Source organism: Shivajiella indica (genome assembly GCF_042683085.1).
Lineage (GTDB): Bacteria > Bacteroidota > Bacteroidia > Cytophagales > Cyclobacteriaceae > Shivajiella > Shivajiella indica.
The window spans coordinates 839,263-858,290 of sequence record NZ_JBHUIV010000010.1 but is presented as its reverse complement, the minus strand read 5'-3'; the positions used below and the strand labels follow the sequence as shown (position 1 = coordinate 858,290).

Genomic DNA, 19,028 nt, shown 5'->3' with positions numbered 1-19,028 from the left:
ATCGAAAATCACGAATTAAATATCTAGTTATTATATTTTTTTTATTTTGGCTTAACAACAAAATTTTTATGTGAAATCTAAAAAAGTTATTATTAATTACAAAAAACAATACAGAAGATACTTTGGATAATATTTGAATTTTTAGATTAAAATTATTTTATTTTCAAATTTTCTTTAGTAAAAGAAATATTATTATTTTTACTCTAGATTTTTCTATCAGAAATGCAGGAATAGTTTCTACTTATTACAATGATGGGTTTATTGATCTTTTTAATGATAAAAGAGTTTTTTTTAAATCAACTTCCCAAAGGCTTATCACTTTTGATTTGGTCAGTATTTCTAATATTTCAATTTTTTAAAGGTTTGTGCATGGGTCTGCTAAAAATTACCTCAAGGTTTTTTTTGTCTTTCATTCATCAATTTTTAGAAAATAGGATTTTATTTCTTAGGTGGACATTTGTCCTTTTTATTTCAGCATTTTTTTCTACTAATCTTCTAATAGCTCAAACCCAACCGCCCAGCATTACATCGGGAGTTACTTTTCAATGGGATGGCCCTCAGCCAACTCCTTCTTCACCCGCCAATTTGGTTTCAATAACTGTTGATGAAAAGGTTTATGATCGATTCTCCTTTCCGAGCAGTTATGAGCTTACCCGTATCGGTCCTAATGGACATAACCAGAACAACATAATTGAAAACGGGGTTTTCCTTGAAACGGATAGTAGTAGTCCTACATGGAATACAAATGCATTGGCAGCTTTTTCCAGTCCAAACCTTAATTTTATATTTGATTCAGATGGAAATGGAAGAAATATTTGTTCGGATTTTGAGGCTGCCGCTACGACAGATGCTCAAATTCAAACAATTTTTTATGATGATTTACAAATTGTCAACCAAGAGGCAATTATTGGGATAACTACAAGAAATGCCAACAGTTGTATTTACATAGAAATTATAGGTTCCCAATCTTTTGGAGGTCCTGAGACCGTGTTGGGAAGTTTATTTGCCAGGCCTGGGCCACCAATTGCGGGGCCAGTATTTGGGCCGCCAGCTGTAGGAGCAGATTATTGGAGGTCGGGTAGGGTAAACTCCAACAATGGCAATATTGGTATCGCATTATTTAGATTAGATCAGGTAGTACCATTGGGATCTTACATTACTGCTGTAAGGTATATAGGTGCTAATATTAACCATGGAGATGGAAAGGTATTTTTAATAAGGACATCTTCCGTGGATTTGAGTGTCACCAAGGAAGTTAACAACCCAGTACCAGATTTTGGAGAGACCATTTCCTTCACGATCTCAGCAATCAATAACGGGCCTTTAAATGCAAGCAATGTCCAGGTTAAAGACCTATTGCCTTCAGGATTCAGTTTTGCCAGTTTAAATGTCTCTAAAGGAAGTTATAACATCGGTACGGGAATTTGGGCAATAGGTACGCTTTCTTATGGAGAAATTGCCACTTTGAAAATCGGAGTTACTGTCAACACTTCGGGTAATTATAGAAATACAGCTGAAATAACTCCCTTAGCGGGTGATCCCAATCCAGATAATAACATATCCAGCATTACCGCGGCACCTGTCAATGTCATTATTGCGAATGATTTACTTATCACATCAACAGCAAATATTCAAATAGCCGGAAATGTATTGGAAAATGACCGGATCAACAATCTTCCCATTACCATAGATGATGTCAATATTACTTCTGTGGTTCCTTCCAATCCTCTGGTTTCCATTAATCCTGATACAGGGGATATCTTTGTGGGTAGTGTTCCTAGCGGAACTTATACCATAAGCTATACTATTTGTGAGGTCGGTACTGATCCGGAAAATACCAACTGCTCTACGGCCACCGTGACAGTACAGGTTGAGAACCTGATTGTAGTGAATGATGATGATGTTATCAGTATTCCCAATAATACCAATGCTGGTAATGTGTTCGGAGACAATGGAAATGGGGCAGACTTGTTGAATGATGAACCTATTACCATTGACTTGGTAAATATTACCTCTGTAATTTCCTCCAATCCATTGGTTTCCATAGACGTGGATTCAGGAAATATAACCGTTGGGGATGTTCCAGTAGGCATATATCAAATAGAATACAGCATTTGTGAAGCAGGAACTGATCCAGCCGGAATCAACTGTTCCACTGCAACCGTGACTGTCGAGGTTCAAAATCTCATTGTTGCCAATGACGATGAAGTAAACAGTGCTGCCAATAATCCAAATGCAGGCAACATATTTGAAAATAATGGGAATGGGGAAGATACTTTTAATGGCATACCGATTACTCCGGATCAGGTAAACATCACTTCTATTGACACTTCTGATCCTTTGGTCAGCATCGATCCTGAAACAGGAAGCATCATAGTGGGTGAAGTTTCCAGTGGCACCTATATTATATCATACAGCATTTGTGAGGCTGGTACAGATCCTGAGGATTCAAACTGTTCCACGGCCACTGTGACCCTGCAAGTTTTAAACCCAATAGCTGCCAAAGACGATATGGTCAACAGCACCGCAGGCAATCTGAATGCAGGTAATATATTTCAAGATAATGGCTACGGAGAGGACTTGATGAATGGGAAAGCTGTAAGTATAGATCAGGTAAATTTAGCAATTATCAATCTATCCGATCCTTCGGTTACTGTCGATTTAGAAACTGGAAACATACTTGTAGGAGAAGTATCCAGCGATACATATATTATTGAATATAATATTTGTGAAATTGGAACAGATCCTTCGAATTCAAATTGTTCCAAGGCCACCGTGACCTTGCAGGTCAAGAACCTGATCCTTGCCAATGACGATACGGTCAACAGCACTGCAGGCAACCCTAATGCCGGCAATATATTACATAACAACGGTAATGGAGAGGACTTTTTGAATGGCAAAGCTGTAAACGTAGATCAGGTAAATATAACCATAATCAATACTTCCGATCCTTCGGTCACCATCGATACTGAAACTGGTAATATAGTTGTGGGCGAAGTATCCAGCGGCACCTATACCATAGCATACAGCATTTGTGAAGCCGGAACGGATCCTGAGAATTTTAACTGCTCCAGTGCAACAGTTAACGTACAGGTCCAGAACCCAATAGAAGCAAATGACGATACGTTCAACAGCACTGCCGGCAACCCCAATGCAGGAAATATTTTACTGGACAACGGTAACGGGGAAGACTTGTTGAATGGGAAAGCTGTATCCATAGATCAGGTAAAAATAACAATCAGCAATGCGACCGATCCTTCGGTTACCATCGATCATGAAACAGGTAACATTGTTATAGGTGAGGTATCCAGCAGCACTTACACCATCACATACAGTATCTGCGAGGCCGGAACAGATCCTGAGGATTTTAACTGCTCCAGCGCAACGGTTACGGTACAGGTCCAGAACCTGTTAGTTGCTATGGATGGAACGGTTACCAGTTCTGCCAATAATTCCAATGCGGGCAATATTTTTGTAGATAATGGTAAGGGAGCAGATTCTTTTAACGGTTCACCGCTGAACCCGGATCAGGTAAATATTACTTCTATAGAAACATCTTCTCCTTTTGTTACAATAGATCCTGTGACAGGGAACATTGCTGTTGGAGAAATGTCCAATGGAACCTATACCATAGCATACAGTATTTGTGAGAAAGGTTCCGATCCCGCAAACTGTGATTCAGCATTAATTACATTGGTTGTTGATACAGATCTGGAAACGATCGTAGCCAATGACGACAATGTCAATGGAGTCCAAGGAGTAATTGGGGAGAATAATTTGATCAATATATTTGATAACGACAGAATCAATGGACTTAATTTAAACCTAAGCCAGGTGGACTTATTGGTAGATGGCATCAAGGTAGTGGAACCGGTAACTTTTTTAAATGAAGCCAATAATTCAGAACCCAATATTGTTTTGAATCCAAATGGTAGTGTGGATGTCGCGCCTGATACTGAAGATGGTACCTATGTTTTGGTGTATTCTATTTGTTCTTCTACTAATCCTGAAAATTGTGATTCTGCAACAGTTACCATTATTGTGGAAAATACCACCATTGTAGCCAATGACGACAATTATGGTCCCTTTAATGGAAAAGAGGGAATGACCTTCGGAAACGTATTGGAAAATGATTCTATAAATGGTTTGCTTGTAGATCCAGGTGATGTGATCTTGACCGTTCAAAGTAGCAGTGAGGAATTGACATTAAATAATAATGGTTCAATCACATTAGCAAAGAATACCCTATCTGGGGAATACATGTTGTTTTACAGTATTTGTAGCAAATCAGATCCAAACATCTGTGATTTTGCTTTTGTAAAAGTATTTGTAGAAGGAGAGATAGATGTCACCATTGAGAAAACCTCAAACGGTGTTGACATATGGGGGGATGATACATTCGACTATTTTATAAATGTTACCAACACCGGTACCGAAAATTTGTCTGAAGTATTGATAGAGGACATCCTTCCGGAAGGATTAGGTTTCGAAAGCCAGGAGGTATTCTTTACCACACCCGATCTTCAAGTCACATTTGTTCAGGAAGGAAGCCGTTTAAATTGGAAATTACCGAATCTGCCTGTAGGTGCCGGAATCGAAATCAGATTAAAGGTGTTGGCAGCAAACCTGATGGATGCAAGCCCTAAAGTCATTATCAATAATGCCACCGTACAGATTGGGGAGTTGATAAAAGGTGCAACCGATACGAATACCATTAATCCTTTCTTTTTTCCTAATGTAATGACACCCAATGGAAATGGCTCTAATGACGTATTTGAAATAGTAGGCATCAATAAGTTTATAAAAAATGACATAGTGATATTTAATCGGTATGGAGATCATGTATTTGAAACGGAAAATTATGCCAATGACTGGGATGCATCAGGCCATGTAGCAGGTACTTATTATTACATCTTTCGGGGTGAGGATAGGGAAGGAAGAAATCAAGAGTTCAAAGGATGGATTCAGGTTATCAAAAAATGATGAATCAACTTATGAAAAAGCTATTATTTATTTCAATATTAATCTTTTCAACGGCAGCATTGATTCCTCAAAAATCCCGGTCTCAGCAGCTTCCCCAGTTTAGCCAATACATCTTCAATGGTCTGACGATTAATCCTGCGTATGCAGGTTACAAAGGACAAGGGTATATTCAAAGTACCTTTCGAAAACAATGGATGAATTTTCCAGGTTCACCCCAGACTTTTTCATTAACAGCGGATTTGAGTGCCAATGATGGTTTGGTAGGTATTGGAGTTTCCTTGTTAAGTGATCAAATTGGTGCCACAAAAACAACTTCAGGTATAATATCTTATGCTCACCGTATACAGACAGCCGAGAACAGTTTTCTAAGCCTTGGGGTAGGGGGTGGAGCCAGTCAGTATTTGTTTGATGGGGGCTTGCTCATAGCCAAAGACCCATCGGATCCTGACTTACCCTTTGATACTCAGGTAATGTTTACTCCTAATTTAAACACGGGGATATTATTTCATTCTACTCATTTTTATGCCGGGATAAGTGCTTTTAATCTGGTTGGCAGAAAGACATTAGAACGTGGTGATATTGCACTTTCCTTCCATGACATCCACTATTATATCACTGCTGGACTAATGCTGCCCATCAGTGATAACGTGGAGTTCAAGCCAAGCTTTTTAATCAGAGAAGTAAAAGGTGCGCCAATAAATTACGATATCAATGGCATGTTTCTATTTTTTGATCGGCTGTGGCTTGGAGCCAGTTATCGTTCCAATATGCAAATAGGGAATGATAGCATAGAAGGAAACTTTATACTCAACAACAGAACTGCACTGGCATTTATTGTAGAAGTATTTGTCACCCCTGATCTCAGGCTAGGCTATGCTTATGATAAAAACTTAAATGCCTTAGAAAACTATAGAAATAACTCTCATGAGTTTTCATTGGGATATTACATCACCAAAAAAGCATCTAAAGTCAAAAACCCCAGGTGGTTTTAATATTGGATGGAAATCAGAAAAGATCAACAATGGTATAATGATGATCCTTAAAGGAAAATTTATCTCCTTTTTTCTTTCCTTTCATTTCCTGGTAAATCGGACTTTCAGTAGATAATCCGAAAACCTCAATTCCGTCCACTTCAAATTGCTCAATACTGGCAGAAACAAAGAAATTCATTTTATCTGTTACCACAACTGAGCCCAGTGCCACTTCGTCATGGATATCCTCAATCGAAGGCATCATATTATTCAAAATGGTCATTTCATCATTGGCAAAACTAACCTGGTCACCGATGGCATTCGCCCTTTGAATCTGTTCGGTATTGACAGATTGCTGGGACATATCCATTTCATCTTCATTGATTTTGGTCTCAGTTCCCAAAAGTTCTTTAATGCTTCTTTTAAAATCATCAATCACTGATTGGTGCTTTTTAATGCTTGCTTCCAGTAACTTTTTCTTGAATTCAGCATGCTGGACATTTAATATTTTCTTGTTCATATCGATAGAATTTAAAGTATGAATGAATTAATGTTTGTTTCATTTAGGACTTTGGGGATTTTCTTTTTTCCATTTTTCCATAAAAAACATAGCTTCTTCATCTGTCAGATTAAAGAAATTTTGATAGGCCTGGGATACTGCCCTGTATTGATATGGGGTCTCAAGAATTACCACATCATCCACCATCTCATTTAATTTCCTTGACATCCCTTCACCTGAAACCGGGGCTGCCACCACGATTTTGCCTGCTTTTTTATTTTTACAAAGCATGATGGTTGCAAATAGAGTTGCCCCAGTTGCGATTCCATCATCAACGATGATTACGGTACGGTTTTTCAATGCTGGAAGAGGGTTACCATGTCTAAACTCCTGAATCCTTCTTTGGATCTCTTTTTCCTGGTCTTTTTTTAGGTCCTCTATGGTTTCTTTCGACAAATAAATATTGGCTTCCGGAGAGAGGTAGAGGCTTCCATCTTCTGCCAATGCCCCAATGGCATATTCCGGATTTTCCGGGTGGCCCAATTTCCTTGTAACCACCAAAGCCATTTCTGCTTTTAAATGTTTGGCTACGTAATAAGCCGTTTCAGCACCTCCTCTTGGAATACCAAGTACGAGGGCATTTTTATTTTTATACTTTTCAAGCGCTTCCCCTAATTGAATGGAGGCATCTTTTCTATCTCTGAACATGGCTGGTCTCTTTAGATACTGTTGAAATGTAAAGATTGGGTTTTACAATCCAATCAATGAATATTTATTTGACGTGGAATATTTGGTTTTCCAGAAGAGTTTGATTTGAGATGTTCCAAAAACCATTCACCTGAATATTGGGCCGCAAGTTCAAGTTTTCCAGGCTCTTCAAACAAATGAGTTGCCTCTTCAATAATCCTGATCTCTTTCTTTCCTGTAATTTTATCATAAGCTTTCCTATTAAGTTCCAAAACTTCAAAGTCAAACTCGCCCACTATCAAAAGCGTAGGGCAATGGACCTTTGGAAGAACACCCATGGCTAAATCAGGTCTTCCCCCACGGCTTACAACTGCCTTAATATTATTTTGGAGATGGGAAGCTGCAATGAGTGCGGATGCCGCTCCCGTACTTGCTCCAAAATAAGCGAAGGGAAAGTTTTTTGTACTCGGATGTTCCAATAAAAACCGTGTTACTTGCTCCAAACGCCCGGATAAAAGAGGGATATCGAACCGAAGACGGTAATCCAGATCTTCCTCTTGGGTCAGAAGATCAAATAAAAATGTTCCGAAACCTAATTTGTTCAGGTATTGGGCAACCAGATTGTTCCTGGGACTGAATCGGCTACTTCCGCTACCATGTGAAAATATAATCAATCCCAAAGGGTTTTCAGGTAGAGAAAGGTCACCGTCCAGTACAACATGGTTAACTCTTATTTTTAGCCTTTCCATGATTCAATAAAATTTTAAGTGAATTGTATCAAAAAGTAATTCTCATTAACTGTACATAAATTTACCCAAAATACAGGGACTATTTTATGACTTTTGTTTGTTTTTCGATTGATTTTTAGGCAAATGAAATAAAAATATGAGTACCCCATTAAAAAAAAGCAAACCCATAATACATATTATGGGTTTGAATTCATATTTGAAAGGTTGTTGTAATTTTTATTAATCTTCCTTAATGACATTGGTTCTTTTTCCAAATTTTGGTGAACCCGATTGCTGTGCTGTAACCATATCCTTACTATCGCCTTTGGGCTCAACTGGCTTCAGTCTTTTTTCCGGGTTTTCTCTTTTTTTCTGGAAGTTTTTCTTCCCTGTCTTTTTCCCCTTTTTTGAGAAGCCAGATTTTTTGCCAGATTTTTCTGAATTCCCTTTGTATTCAGGACCTTGGTCAAATCCTCCTGGAAGGGGGATTTTTTCAATTTCCATTCCAATCAGTGATTCAATTCTTTTGAATTTGTATTGGTCTTTATCACTTACAAAAGTGATCGCTTCCCCTTTACTGTCCGCTCTAGCTGTCCTTCCGACCCTATGGACATAATCTTCAGGATCATTAGGGGTATCAAAATTGATCACCAATTCAATGCCCACCACGTCTATCCCCCGGGAAATAATATCTGTTCCTATCAGGATTTTGAGGCTTCTATTTTTAAATCTTGACATAATTTTTTCCCGCTCTACCTGTTCAAGGTCAGAATGGAAAGCCTCCACCTCAAAGTTTTTCTTGAGGATTTTATATAGACTTTTTACCTTCTCTTTTGTTGAGGCAAATATGATGACGGCTTCATAATCTTTTTGGCTGAGTACATATTTTACCAAATCTTCTTTCTGGTAATCATATACCAGATAAGCGGATTGGGTAACCCCCTCGGCAGTCTTTCCAAGCGCCAAACTGATTTCCTCCGGATTATTGAGCAATTGCTTCGCGAATTGTCTGATTTTTGGAGGCATAGTGGCCGAAAAGAGGATGGTCTGCCTGTTTTTCGGAAGATGGTTGACTATGGTTAGTATATCATCAGAAAAACCCATATCGAGCATTCTGTCAGCCTCGTCTAAAATAAGATGTTTGAGCTTATCCAGTTTGATTTTACCTCCTGAAAGAAGAGCAATCAATCTTCCCGGAGTGGCAACGATGATTTCCGCTCCGGTTTCCAATGCTTTCTTTTGCTGCTCCCATACCACTCCGTCGCCACCTCCATATACCGGAATGGAACTGATGCCCAAAAAATAGGCAAAACCCTGGATCTGTTGATCGATCTGTATGGCTAATTCCCTTGTTGGGGCAAGGATAAGGGTATCCAATCCGGATGATCCGGTCTGGGCTATTTTATTCAAAATAGGCAAAATAAAGGCAGCTGTTTTTCCAGTACCGGTCTGTGCACAGGCAATGAGGTCTTTACCCTGAATCAAGACGGGAATGGCCATTTCCTGTATAGGAGTGGGTTTTTCAAACCCCATAGCCTCCAGTCCCTCAACGAGGGCATCTTCAAATTTAAATTGGTTAAAATTCAATGTTCATAGTGTTTAGATATAAATATAAGCCCATGCAATCAAGGCAAACTGTATAGGTAACCTTAAAAGAAGGGCCCATTGGGGTATTCCTTTGGTACCTTTTTGATACATATAAATATTGGCGGGAAAAACTGCCAACAGCAATAAAATGATAGCAATTGCTGAAATACTTCTCGTCAGATCAAATAACAGTCCCAGACCAAAAATAATTTCAAATATTCCAACAAGCAAATTTAAGATCTCTGGTTTGGGAAAATAGGGAGGTATGATCCTGATATACATCCTGGGTTTGATAAAATGCATCAGCCCTGCGAAAATGTAAAAACCACTCATCAGGTAAAGAAAAAATAAGTCCATGGGATTGTTGAGGTTTCTAGAAATCAATAATTATATTACAATTTAAAAGTAGGATAAAATTTCCATAACAAATTTAGGGAAATTGACTTAAATATGAATGAACATTGAATTATGGTTATTTTGTGTAAATTCCGTGTATTCTTTAGCATAATAGTTTTATTCCTTGGGTTTGTATTTGAAAGTAAAGCTCAAGGAGAATATAAGATTTCTGGAATTATTAAAGACGGACTTTCAGATCAATTCCTCCAAGGAGCTATGGTAACCCTCCGGGAAACCGCTTATTCTGCCGTCTCAAAAGATGGTGGTGAATTCCAGGTGGTAAAAGTAAATCCCAATAGATATGTACTCAATATCAATGTAGCAGGTTATCAATCCTATCAGGCTCAGATCAATGTCAAAAATGATTTGGATTTAGGTGTAATCACTCTTTTCCCTATTGGCTATGAAAATCCAGAGGAATTGGCTTTGCAAAAAACTATCCGCGCCACCAATATCGCAGAGTTATTTACCAAAAGACCGAATTTTATTGGAGGAAACCAGGTTTTTGGGATTCCACCAGAACCCAAACGCCTAGTAGGGAACTTTTACCTGGATCCTAAATGGAATAAGGCATCCATTTTACTTTACAAAGACAATGAGGTCGTGGAGGGTTATTTTGTAAGGTATAACATCAATAGCAATAATTTTGAATTGAGGGCTGAGCAGGAAGATCTGGTGAGTTCAATGCCAGGTTTCAGGGTGCAGAATATCGTCTGGGTAGACAGTGAACATAATGTGCCCAGGTACTTTGTAAATGGAATGGATTTCCGTGAAGATGGGGTACCCATATCCGGAATATTTGAAGTTTTGGTAGATGGACAAATGCCTTTGCTGAGAAGGACTATTGCAACTATCAAGACTTCAAATTATAATGAGGCTCTAATGGTAGGCCAAAGGAATGATCAGATCATGAAAAGGAACGTGTATTATTTCTTAAAAGATAAAAATGTCATAGAAATTCCCAAAAAGAAAAAGGATTTCTTCGCAATATTTGGGGATAAAGCTGAAGAAATTAAAAAATTTGTAGATGAAAATGAGGTAAATATCAGGTTACCCTCAGGATATTTTACCATTTTCACCCAGTATAACAGCCTGTTCGAAGGTTTTGAACCCCTGGTACCTAAACTAGTTGAGAATTAAACAATGAAAAAGTTAATCCTTATTTTATTAAGCTTGTTGATATACCATGCAGGCTTTTCACAAAGAACACAGAAGCCACCCTTACATGGTAAACATTGGATGGCCATTACCGGAAAACCTTTAGGAGCTACCGCAGGAGCCATGATATTTTCCCAAGGAGGAAATGCCGTGGATGCTTCCTGTGCCATGCTTGCTGCAGTCTGCACCATGTGGGATGTGTTGAGTTGGGGAGGGGAAACCCAGGCACTGATCTATAATCCCAAAACCGGAAAAGTAATCGCAATTAATGCCATGGGCATTGCGCCGACGGGTGCAACTGTGGAATTTTACAAAGAAAAGGGTATGAGTTATCCGCCTGAATTTGGACCGCTGGCAGCTACTACCCCAGGAACCCCTGGAGGTCTCATGACCATGTTGGCAGAATTTGGGACTATGAGCTTGGAACAGGTTCTTGCACCTGCTATGGAAATGGCAAAAGGATATCCCATAGAAGCACAGACAGCTAATATGATTGAAAACAGGAAGGATTTAATCAAGCAATGGCCCTATTCAAAAAAGGTTTTTCTACCTCATTTAGGAGAAGAAAGGGAGGCTCCTTACGCAGGTGAGATTTTTGTTCAGGAAGATTTATATAACACCTTATCCAAGCTTGTAGAGGCTGAAAAGCAGGCATTAGCACAAGGAAAGTCCCGAAAAGAAGCCATTTATGCCGCTTATGAAAGATTTTATAAAGGAGATATTGCCCAGGAAATTGTCCGGGGAACCAGAGAACAAGGAGGACTATTTACTATGGAAGATCTTGCTAAATGGAAAGTAAAAATTGAAGAACCGCTGACAATCAATTACAAAGGGATTGATGTCTATAAATTACAGGAATGGACACAAGGTCCTGCTTTATTGCAGTCCCTGAATATTCTTGAAAATTTTGACCTAAAGTCAATGGGTTACAATTCCTCCAATTATATCAATACTATTTATCAGACCATGAGCCTCGCTTTTGCTGATCGGGATTTTTATTATGGAGACCCGGATTTTGCACCAAAAAGTCCAATGAAAGGATTACTATCAAAAGAATACGCAAAGGAACGAGCCACACTGATCAAAGAACAAAATGATCCTGAAATGGGCCCAGGAGATCCTTATCCTTATCAAAATGAAAAAAACCCATTTTTACACCTTTTAGAAAAAAGAAAAAATGCAATGGCCTATTATCAGCCTGAACAGCCTATTCAAGGTCCTGAAGATCCTTTTTTACAGAGTTTTCTTTCTGGAACTACCTCTATTCAAGCGGCAGATAAAGAAGGCTGGGTGGTGTCTGTTACCCCATCAGGAGGATGGATACCAGCGGCTATAGCCGGTAATACAGGGGTAGGACTAAGCCAGAGGATGCAGAGTTTTGTTTTAGATGAAAATCTGAATCCCTTCAATGTGCTGCAACCAGGGAAACGTCCCCGTGTGACCCTGACCCCAAGCATGGCTTTAAAAGATGGGAAACCTTTTCTTTCATTTGCAGTGCAGGGAGGGGATACCCAAGATCAAGATCTTTTACAGCTTTTCCTAAATATTGTGGAATTTGGAATGACAGTACAGGAAGCCACAGAAGCCGCTAATATCCATAATTACCAGATTCAATCCTCTTTTGGAGCACATGAGTCTAAACCAGGATCTATAACCCTGAATTCTCAGATCCCTTCCTGGGTAAGAAATGATCTAGAGAAGAGAGGTTACAAAATGAATTTTATGGAAAGAACCTCTGGACCTTTAAATGCCATTTGGTTTGATTGGAAGCATAAGAGTTTTTGGGGAGGTTCCAGTAATCACGGCGAAGACTATGGCATAGGTTGGTGATTTGACCAATGTTCAAATTATGATATTTAAAATGATAAAGCCCTTAGGATGCACCTAGGGCTTTATTTTTGAATTTTGTGACTTTAGAAATTCTAGCGAACTGCATTTTCCAAAGTGGCCAGGTAAACCCATTTTTGATCTCTGGATTTCAATCCTTTTTCTTGGGCAGCCCTTTGTTCTTCGGTTGACTCCATGTCTTCATATTCCTGGGCATTAAAAAACTGCAAGTAGTCTTTATATATATTCATTGTCAAATGTGTGGATTTGGCTTCACTGCCAAATGGTAATGCGGTTCTTAAAAGGCTCCAATGGCCCATTAACCCTTTTTCAATACGGTTTTGGTGTATAGGCATAAATACTTCCTTTTCTGCCTTTTCGTATTCCTGGAATTTTCCTTCAACTGCTTTCATCAGGTCAAAAGATGCCAATGTTCCTCTTTTAAACTGAAAATTATCCCGGGTTGAGGCGATTTCCTGCATATAAGACCTCTGTGCTAAATCCATACTTGTTGAGGCATTATTTAATTTATCCAGTACTTCTTTTTCAGTCATATGGGGATAAGAAATCATACCATATTTTACCAGATCATCTTCCTGTAATCCATTCATCATGCTTACAGGATCTCCAAAATAGGTGATGGTAATATATTGAAACTCACTGGGATCTGCACCGGATTGCAGGGACCAAAAATCCCATCCCTGGATTTTTTTATCATTAATCGCGGCTTTATAAATTTTTTCCATGAACTCAATATGCTCAATGAAATCATAAGTCTGGTTAGACTCCACCTTGAAGAACTCGAAAACCAAATATCTGGTTTGTTGTGCATTTACCATGGACATAGCCATCATAAATATGAGGAGGGAAATTAAAACCTTTTTCATAGCGGTTATTTTTAGTGGAAAGGTAGAACAATATGGAAGTCTTAAAATTTAAGAATAAAATTTCGGAAATGATAATTTTAATCGCCAAAGTTTTGTCTATATTTATAATTTGGCAATTAATACTTGAAAATCATATATTTTTACCTTGTTTTGGTTCTTTCTAAAAAAGGGTTAGGATAAAATCCCAATACTTATTAGATTTTGAAAAAATATTATAGATATGAAGCTTTCAAGAAGAGATTGGCTGAGAGGTGCTTCCTTAATTGGAGGTATGGCAATGTTGACCGGTACAGCCTCCATCGGAAAATTAACGGCTGCAGAAACAAAAAAATTCAATCCAAGGCCATTCAATAGCCCAGTCAGGCTTGGGTCCAATGAAAATCCCTACGGGCCCTCTGCATTAGTAAGGAAAGCGATGCAGGATAATTTTGATTTGGGATGTAGGTATCCTTGGGCATTCAATAATCCCTTGAGGGATATGATTGCGGAGAAAGAAGGGGTAACTCCAGACCATATCGTTTTAGTTGCGGGTTCTACTGAAGGATTAAAGATTACAGGAATCACCTATGCTGGAATAGGTGATGAAATTATTTCAGGTTTGCCAACTTTTTTGTCAATGATGGAATATGCCAAGGTATGGGGAGCAGATATTAACTGGGTTCCTTTGGATAAGGATATGAATTATGACCTTCAGGAAATCGAAAAGAGGGTTTCGGCTAAAACCAAACTTGTATTCCTATGTAATCCAAATAATCCGACTGGAAAACTTTTACCTGCAAATGATGTAAAAGATTTTTGCAATGCAGTCAGTCAAAAGACCATGGTATTCAGTGATGAGGCCTACTATGATTATATTGAAGACAGTAGTTATCCTTCTATGGTGGAATTGGTAAAACAAGGAGAAAATGTGATAGTCTCCCGGACACTTTCCAAAGTTTATGGCCTAGCGGGTATCAGATTGGGTTACATGGTGGCAAGACCTGATATAGCGAAGAAATTAAATGAAAGGGTAGTAGCCAATACCAATATCATGGCTATTGAAGCAGGAAAAGCTGCACTTCAGGACCAGGATTTTTACAAATTCAGCCTTCAAAAAAATTTGGAAGCCAGAAAATTAATAGAAGCCAATCTGGATCAATTGGGGCTGGACTATCTTCCGTCCCAGGCCAATTTTGTCTTTTTTCATGCCAAACAGGATGTAAAAGTTCTCGCGGAAAAAATGCAGGCGAAAGGAGTAATTATTGGTAGACCTTTTCCCCCATATAATGATTGGTGTAGGGTAAGTACCGGTACATTGGAGGAAGTAGCCTTTTTCAATAACGCGCTAAATGAAACTTTGGGATAACCAATGTTGGATTTTGATCTTATTCTTGAAAGTGATATCCTTTTATTAAGGCCCTTAATGCCGGAAGATATTCCTCAATTATTGGATTTGACTTCCAATCCTGATATGTGGCGTTTTAACACCCACGATTTGTCCACTGAAGAAGGTGTTGCAGTTTGGGCAGAACCTGCTTTCAAACAGCAGCGATTACAGTTTGTTGTGATTGATAAAGCATCTGGGAAAATGGTAGGTTCTTCCGCTTTTGGTAATTTTTCTACCCGTGACAAAAGAATGGAAATCGGTTGGACTTGGCTGGGCAAGGAACACCAAGGAACCGGTATCAATCAGGAAATGAAGCGTTTAATGCTCACTTATTGCTTTGAATCCCTTGATTTAGAAAGGGTAGAATTCAAGACAGATGTATTGAATATCCAGGCCAGAAAGGCATTAAAAAATATCAATGCCATAGAAGAAGGAGTTTTGAGAAGCCATACTTTGATGACAAGGGAAAGGAGGAGGGATACCATATATTTCAGTATTCTTAAGAATGAATGGCCTTATGTAAAGAGGGAAAATAATTGGTAAGTTTTAATCTCAATCTGATCACATGAAAATCCAAGATCAAAATTTCACATGGAATTCAATTCCTTTTAAGGGTGCGTATTGGTTGCTTATTTTTTTCTTTATTTTTTCTTCCTGTGACCTTACTCCATATGAAGAATTCCAGATCAATCAGGTGAATACCATATTTTTCGGGAATCAACCAGTAGAATTTGTTTCCGCCAAATTGTCTATCACCGGACCGCAAGATGTTTCCGGACCTAATTCCCATTACAGGGCAACTTTGTTTCTATCCACAGACATAGAATTCAGAGAGCCTTACATTGGAAATTCAAGTGTCCTTAGGGTGGACATCCATTCCATCGATAAAGGGGTGAGCTTACCGACCTTTCCACTTCAGGAAGGAGAATATATAGTTTTTCCTCCAGCTGAGATAACCGACCAGAATATCCTGGTCAATCTATCAGAAAAAAATTTCACCTTAGGGCCGATAGCCGGAATCAATTATTTACCCAACCAGTCAAATTTTAACGTCAACCATGAAGCTCAAAGTGGTTTTATGACAATCAGGTTTGATTTACCTACCAATCGGGTAGTAGTAACCCATAATTGGAAAACCAAAACAGGTTTGGAAATTAAGGGAACTAACAATTTACCAATCAATTTATCCCAGTTTGTACCATAAAAAAGCCCGCCGAGTTACCAAGGCAGGCTTTTTATAAAGATTGTATTTTTTAGACTTTAGGTAGTTGCCAACCGTTATGGTAGTTAGCTTTCATTAAAGCATTGGCCTCTGCATCGGTAAACTGACCCTTTCCTGCATCCCAATAGACCTTTTTTCCTGTTTTGAATGCAATATTTCCCATTTGGGCATTGATGGCAGCAATACTTCCTGTTTCAATCCCACAGGTCAATTTAGAAGCATCATTTTGAAGAATGGCATTGACAAAGCCTTGGGAATGTAGGTCCAGGGCATTACCGGATGGACGGATAAGTTTTACTTCTTCTAACTTAGACTGGGTTTGTCCACCTACATTTTCTGTTTCAGGTATAACCCACCAACCTCCACGGTTGACCACCAAAGTCCCGTTGTTTCCAATAAAGGCAATACCTTCAGTGGTACCATAATTTCCATTATTGATCCCTGTTGCATGTTCCCAAAGCATATTGAAACCATCATATTCATATACTGTTTGCAAGGTATCAGGAGTTTCAGAGGCGTCATCAGGATAAGCAAATTTTCCTCCTGAAGCCATTACTGATTTAGGAGCAGTGACACCCATGGCATAAAGGGCAATATCGATCTCATGGACCCCCCAATCAGTCATCAGACCCCCCGCATAATCCCAAAACCATCGGAAATTAAAATGAAACCTGTTTTCATTGAAAGGCCTTTTTGGGGCTGGTCCCAGCCACATATCATAATCTACACCGGCAGGGGCTGTGCTATCAGGACGTTTTGGGACAGGCTTCATCCATCCTTGGTATGCCCAGGTTTTTACCAAACGGATCTGTCCTAATTTTCCGGAGCGCACATAATCGATGGCTTCTGCATATTGGGATCCACTGCGTTGCCATTGGCCCACCTGTACCATTTTTCCATATCTTTGCTTAGCCTTGACCATGATGTTACACTCTTCAATGGTATTGGCTATGGGTTTTTCTACATAGACGTGTTTTCCTGCAGATAAACTATCGACCATGGCCAGACAATGCCAATGGTCTGGTGTACCCACAATGATGGCATCGATATCCTTGTTTTCTAGCATTTTCCGGTAATCCTTGTAAACAGCAGGTTTCTTACCTCTTATCCTTTCTACGTCTGCAGATCTTTGGTCTAGCACACTTTGGTCAACATCGGCAAGGGCAACACAATTGACATTGGGTATTTTTAAATGGGAGTTCATATTGGACCATCCCATTCCTTTGCATCCGATCACTGCAAAATTCAATTGATCTGAAGGAGCAATTTTTCTCCTGAGATTTTCTAAGGTTTCAGCCTGCAAAATTCCCGGAATACCCAATCCGGCGGTTGCCAGAATACTGCTTTGAATAAATTTTCTTCTTGATGTCATTTTGGTTTATTGTTTATTAGGTTATGAGTATGCTAAGGATAAAAGCGATTGATGATTTAATTTTCAATGTATAAATAATTACATAAATGATAAGTTATTTTCTGTTGAAATTACCCATTTACCTTTTTATCGGTTATCCTTGGATATTATATATTTGAATATATGGAATTATTTTTTCAATACTTTCTTCTTTAGATTTTTACTAATACTAATTCTAAATTTAAGTTTTAGAAGCCAAAAGGAAATCAAATTCTGTTGAAATTAGTTAAGTTTGTATAAATACTAAAAATTATGAAAAATAAAGAAATTGTAACGTTGCAACGTTCCCTTCTTCATGATACGGAAAAGTTATTAAACCAGCAGATTGAAATGGAGGGAAAATCTTCAGCCTATTATTTGTCCATGGCTTCCTGGTGTCAAATGATGGGATATGAAAACGCTTCAAATTATCTGTATACCCATGCAGATGAAGAAAGAATGCATATGATGAAATTGTTCCACTATATCAATGAAGCAGGCGGACATGCAATCCAACCTGAAATCACGGGTATACGTCATAATTTCAACTCCTTAAGAGAAATATTTGAACTGATTCTGGAACACGAGATAAAGGTTACCAAATCCATCAATTCCATTGTTGATCATGCTTTTTCAGCGAAGGATTTTGCTACTTTCAGTTTTATGCAATGGTATGTGACCGAACAAAGAGAAGAAGAAACCCTGGCCAGAAGAGCTTTGGAATTATTTGATATCATTGGTGAAGAGGGAGTAGGCCTCTGGACTATTGATCAGGAATTGGGTAAACTCCATGCCAAAACTGCAGCAGCAGGGGAATAATTTCACATCTATAAAATAATTTACTGCTACAAGTTCCATATCCCATCAATGAATTGGGTTTTGGACTTGTAGCATTTTTTTCAGATCCAGATTAAAGGGTTCTTGTATTCTTTTAAAGCTTGTTCTTTGTTTAATCTAAAATGTTTTGAATTTTTTAATAACCTATTGGAAATAAGATAATTAAGAATTTTTTGAATAAAATTACGGAATTATTAAATCCTATTTTTGAATAAATATCATTTATAAATGTTATAAATTCCTTTTATTGTCTATATTAAAATACTAGTTAGTATTTTATTCAATATTTTATAATATTATTTGTTGTATTTTTATTAAATTAATCTCATCGGAAGTAAAATTTAATATTTACAAAATAATGTTTTGTAGACTCCTCAATTCTTTATGCTTATTCAGTAAAGGAATTAGGTTTCAAATTTCCAATTTTCTAAACCTTATTTGTTTGTTATAAAATGGTTTCATCAGAATTACAAACAAAGTTTTTTCAGCA

Annotated in this window: 15 protein-coding genes; 8 read left to right on the top strand and 7 right to left on the bottom strand. The window is 38.2% G+C overall.

The window, feature by feature from the left end; all coding sequences use genetic code 11:
• The first annotated feature begins 369 nt into the window (after positions 1-369).
• Positions 370-4,983 carry a T9SS type B sorting domain-containing protein gene (locus ACFSKV_RS07065; RefSeq protein ID WP_380801240.1) on the top strand — a complete coding sequence of 1,538 codons (4,614 nt, stop codon included), beginning with the start codon at positions 370-372 and terminating at the stop codon, positions 4,981-4,983.
• Between the two features lie 11 nt (positions 4,984-4,994).
• Positions 4,995-5,975, top strand: coding sequence for a PorP/SprF family type IX secretion system membrane protein (locus ACFSKV_RS07060; protein WP_380801239.1), 981 nt, complete (start codon positions 4,995-4,997; stop codon positions 5,973-5,975).
• Between the two features lie 13 nt (positions 5,976-5,988).
• Here the strand turns inward: ACFSKV_RS07060 and ACFSKV_RS07055 are convergent, their stop codons facing one another.
• From ACFSKV_RS07055 to ACFSKV_RS07035, 5 genes are all read right to left on the bottom strand, one after another.
• Positions 5,989-6,474, bottom strand: a complete 486-nt coding sequence (locus ACFSKV_RS07055) for a hypothetical protein (protein ID WP_380801238.1) — start codon at positions 6,472-6,474, stop codon at positions 5,989-5,991.
• A gap of 39 nt (positions 6,475-6,513) precedes the next feature.
• The gene (locus ACFSKV_RS07050) at positions 6,514-7,197 is read right to left on the bottom strand and encodes a phosphoribosyltransferase (protein WP_380801384.1); all 684 of its coding nucleotides are present in this window, start codon (positions 7,195-7,197) and stop codon (positions 6,514-6,516) included.
• Between the two features lie 17 nt (positions 7,198-7,214).
• Positions 7,215-7,889, bottom strand: coding sequence for a dienelactone hydrolase family protein (locus tag ACFSKV_RS07045; protein ID WP_380801237.1), 675 nt, complete (start codon positions 7,887-7,889; stop codon positions 7,215-7,217).
• A 219-nt stretch (positions 7,890-8,108) separates the two neighbouring features.
• Positions 8,109-9,401 carry a DEAD/DEAH box helicase gene (locus tag ACFSKV_RS07040; RefSeq protein ID WP_380801383.1) on the bottom strand — a complete coding sequence of 431 codons (1,293 nt, stop codon included), beginning with the start codon at positions 9,399-9,401 and terminating at the stop codon, positions 8,109-8,111.
• A 66-nt stretch (positions 9,402-9,467) separates the two neighbouring features.
• The gene (locus ACFSKV_RS07035) at positions 9,468-9,812 is read right to left on the bottom strand and encodes a DoxX family protein (protein ID WP_380801236.1); all 345 of its coding nucleotides are present in this window, start codon (positions 9,810-9,812) and stop codon (positions 9,468-9,470) included.
• A 111-nt stretch (positions 9,813-9,923) separates the two neighbouring features.
• Between ACFSKV_RS07035 and ACFSKV_RS07030 the strand changes: the two genes are divergently transcribed.
• On the top strand, positions 9,924-10,991 hold the full coding sequence (locus tag ACFSKV_RS07030; RefSeq protein ID WP_380801235.1) for a carboxypeptidase-like regulatory domain-containing protein: 1,068 nt from the start codon (positions 9,924-9,926) through the stop codon (positions 10,989-10,991).
• Between the two features lie 3 nt (positions 10,992-10,994).
• Positions 10,995-12,839, top strand: a complete 1,845-nt coding sequence (locus tag ACFSKV_RS07025; RefSeq protein ID WP_380801234.1) for a gamma-glutamyltransferase family protein — start codon at positions 10,995-10,997, stop codon at positions 12,837-12,839.
• Positions 12,840-12,931: 92 nt separating this feature from the next.
• Here the strand turns inward: ACFSKV_RS07025 and ACFSKV_RS07020 are convergent, their stop codons facing one another.
• Positions 12,932-13,723, bottom strand: a complete 792-nt coding sequence (locus tag ACFSKV_RS07020; RefSeq protein WP_380801233.1) for a hypothetical protein — start codon at positions 13,721-13,723, stop codon at positions 12,932-12,934.
• 220 nt (positions 13,724-13,943) lie between these two features.
• On the opposite strand from ACFSKV_RS07020, the gene ACFSKV_RS07015 reads away from it, so the two are divergent.
• The 3 genes from ACFSKV_RS07015 to ACFSKV_RS07005 are packed head-to-tail and all read left to right on the top strand — an operon-like array spanning position 13,944 to position 16,293.
• The gene (locus ACFSKV_RS07015; protein ID WP_380801232.1) at positions 13,944-15,068 is read left to right on the top strand and encodes a pyridoxal phosphate-dependent aminotransferase; all 1,125 of its coding nucleotides are present in this window, start codon (positions 13,944-13,946) and stop codon (positions 15,066-15,068) included.
• Between the two features lie 3 nt (positions 15,069-15,071).
• A complete protein-coding gene (locus ACFSKV_RS07010; protein ID WP_380801231.1) occupies positions 15,072-15,632 on the top strand; it encodes a GNAT family N-acetyltransferase in 561 nt (186 codons plus the stop codon).
• A gap of 22 nt (positions 15,633-15,654) precedes the next feature.
• On the top strand, positions 15,655-16,293 hold the full coding sequence (locus ACFSKV_RS07005) for a hypothetical protein (RefSeq protein WP_380801230.1): 639 nt from the start codon (positions 15,655-15,657) through the stop codon (positions 16,291-16,293).
• Between the two features lie 49 nt (positions 16,294-16,342).
• Here ACFSKV_RS07005 and ACFSKV_RS07000 read toward each other — a convergent pair whose 3' ends face one another.
• On the bottom strand, positions 16,343-17,683 hold the full coding sequence (locus tag ACFSKV_RS07000) for a Gfo/Idh/MocA family protein (protein ID WP_380801229.1): 1,341 nt from the start codon (positions 17,681-17,683) through the stop codon (positions 16,343-16,345).
• A gap of 291 nt (positions 17,684-17,974) precedes the next feature.
• Here ACFSKV_RS07000 and ACFSKV_RS06995 point away from each other — a divergent pair, with 291 nt between their 5' ends.
• Positions 17,975-18,520, top strand: coding sequence for a ferritin (locus ACFSKV_RS06995; protein WP_380801228.1), 546 nt, complete (start codon positions 17,975-17,977; stop codon positions 18,518-18,520).
• Positions 18,521-19,028 lie beyond the last annotated feature (508 nt).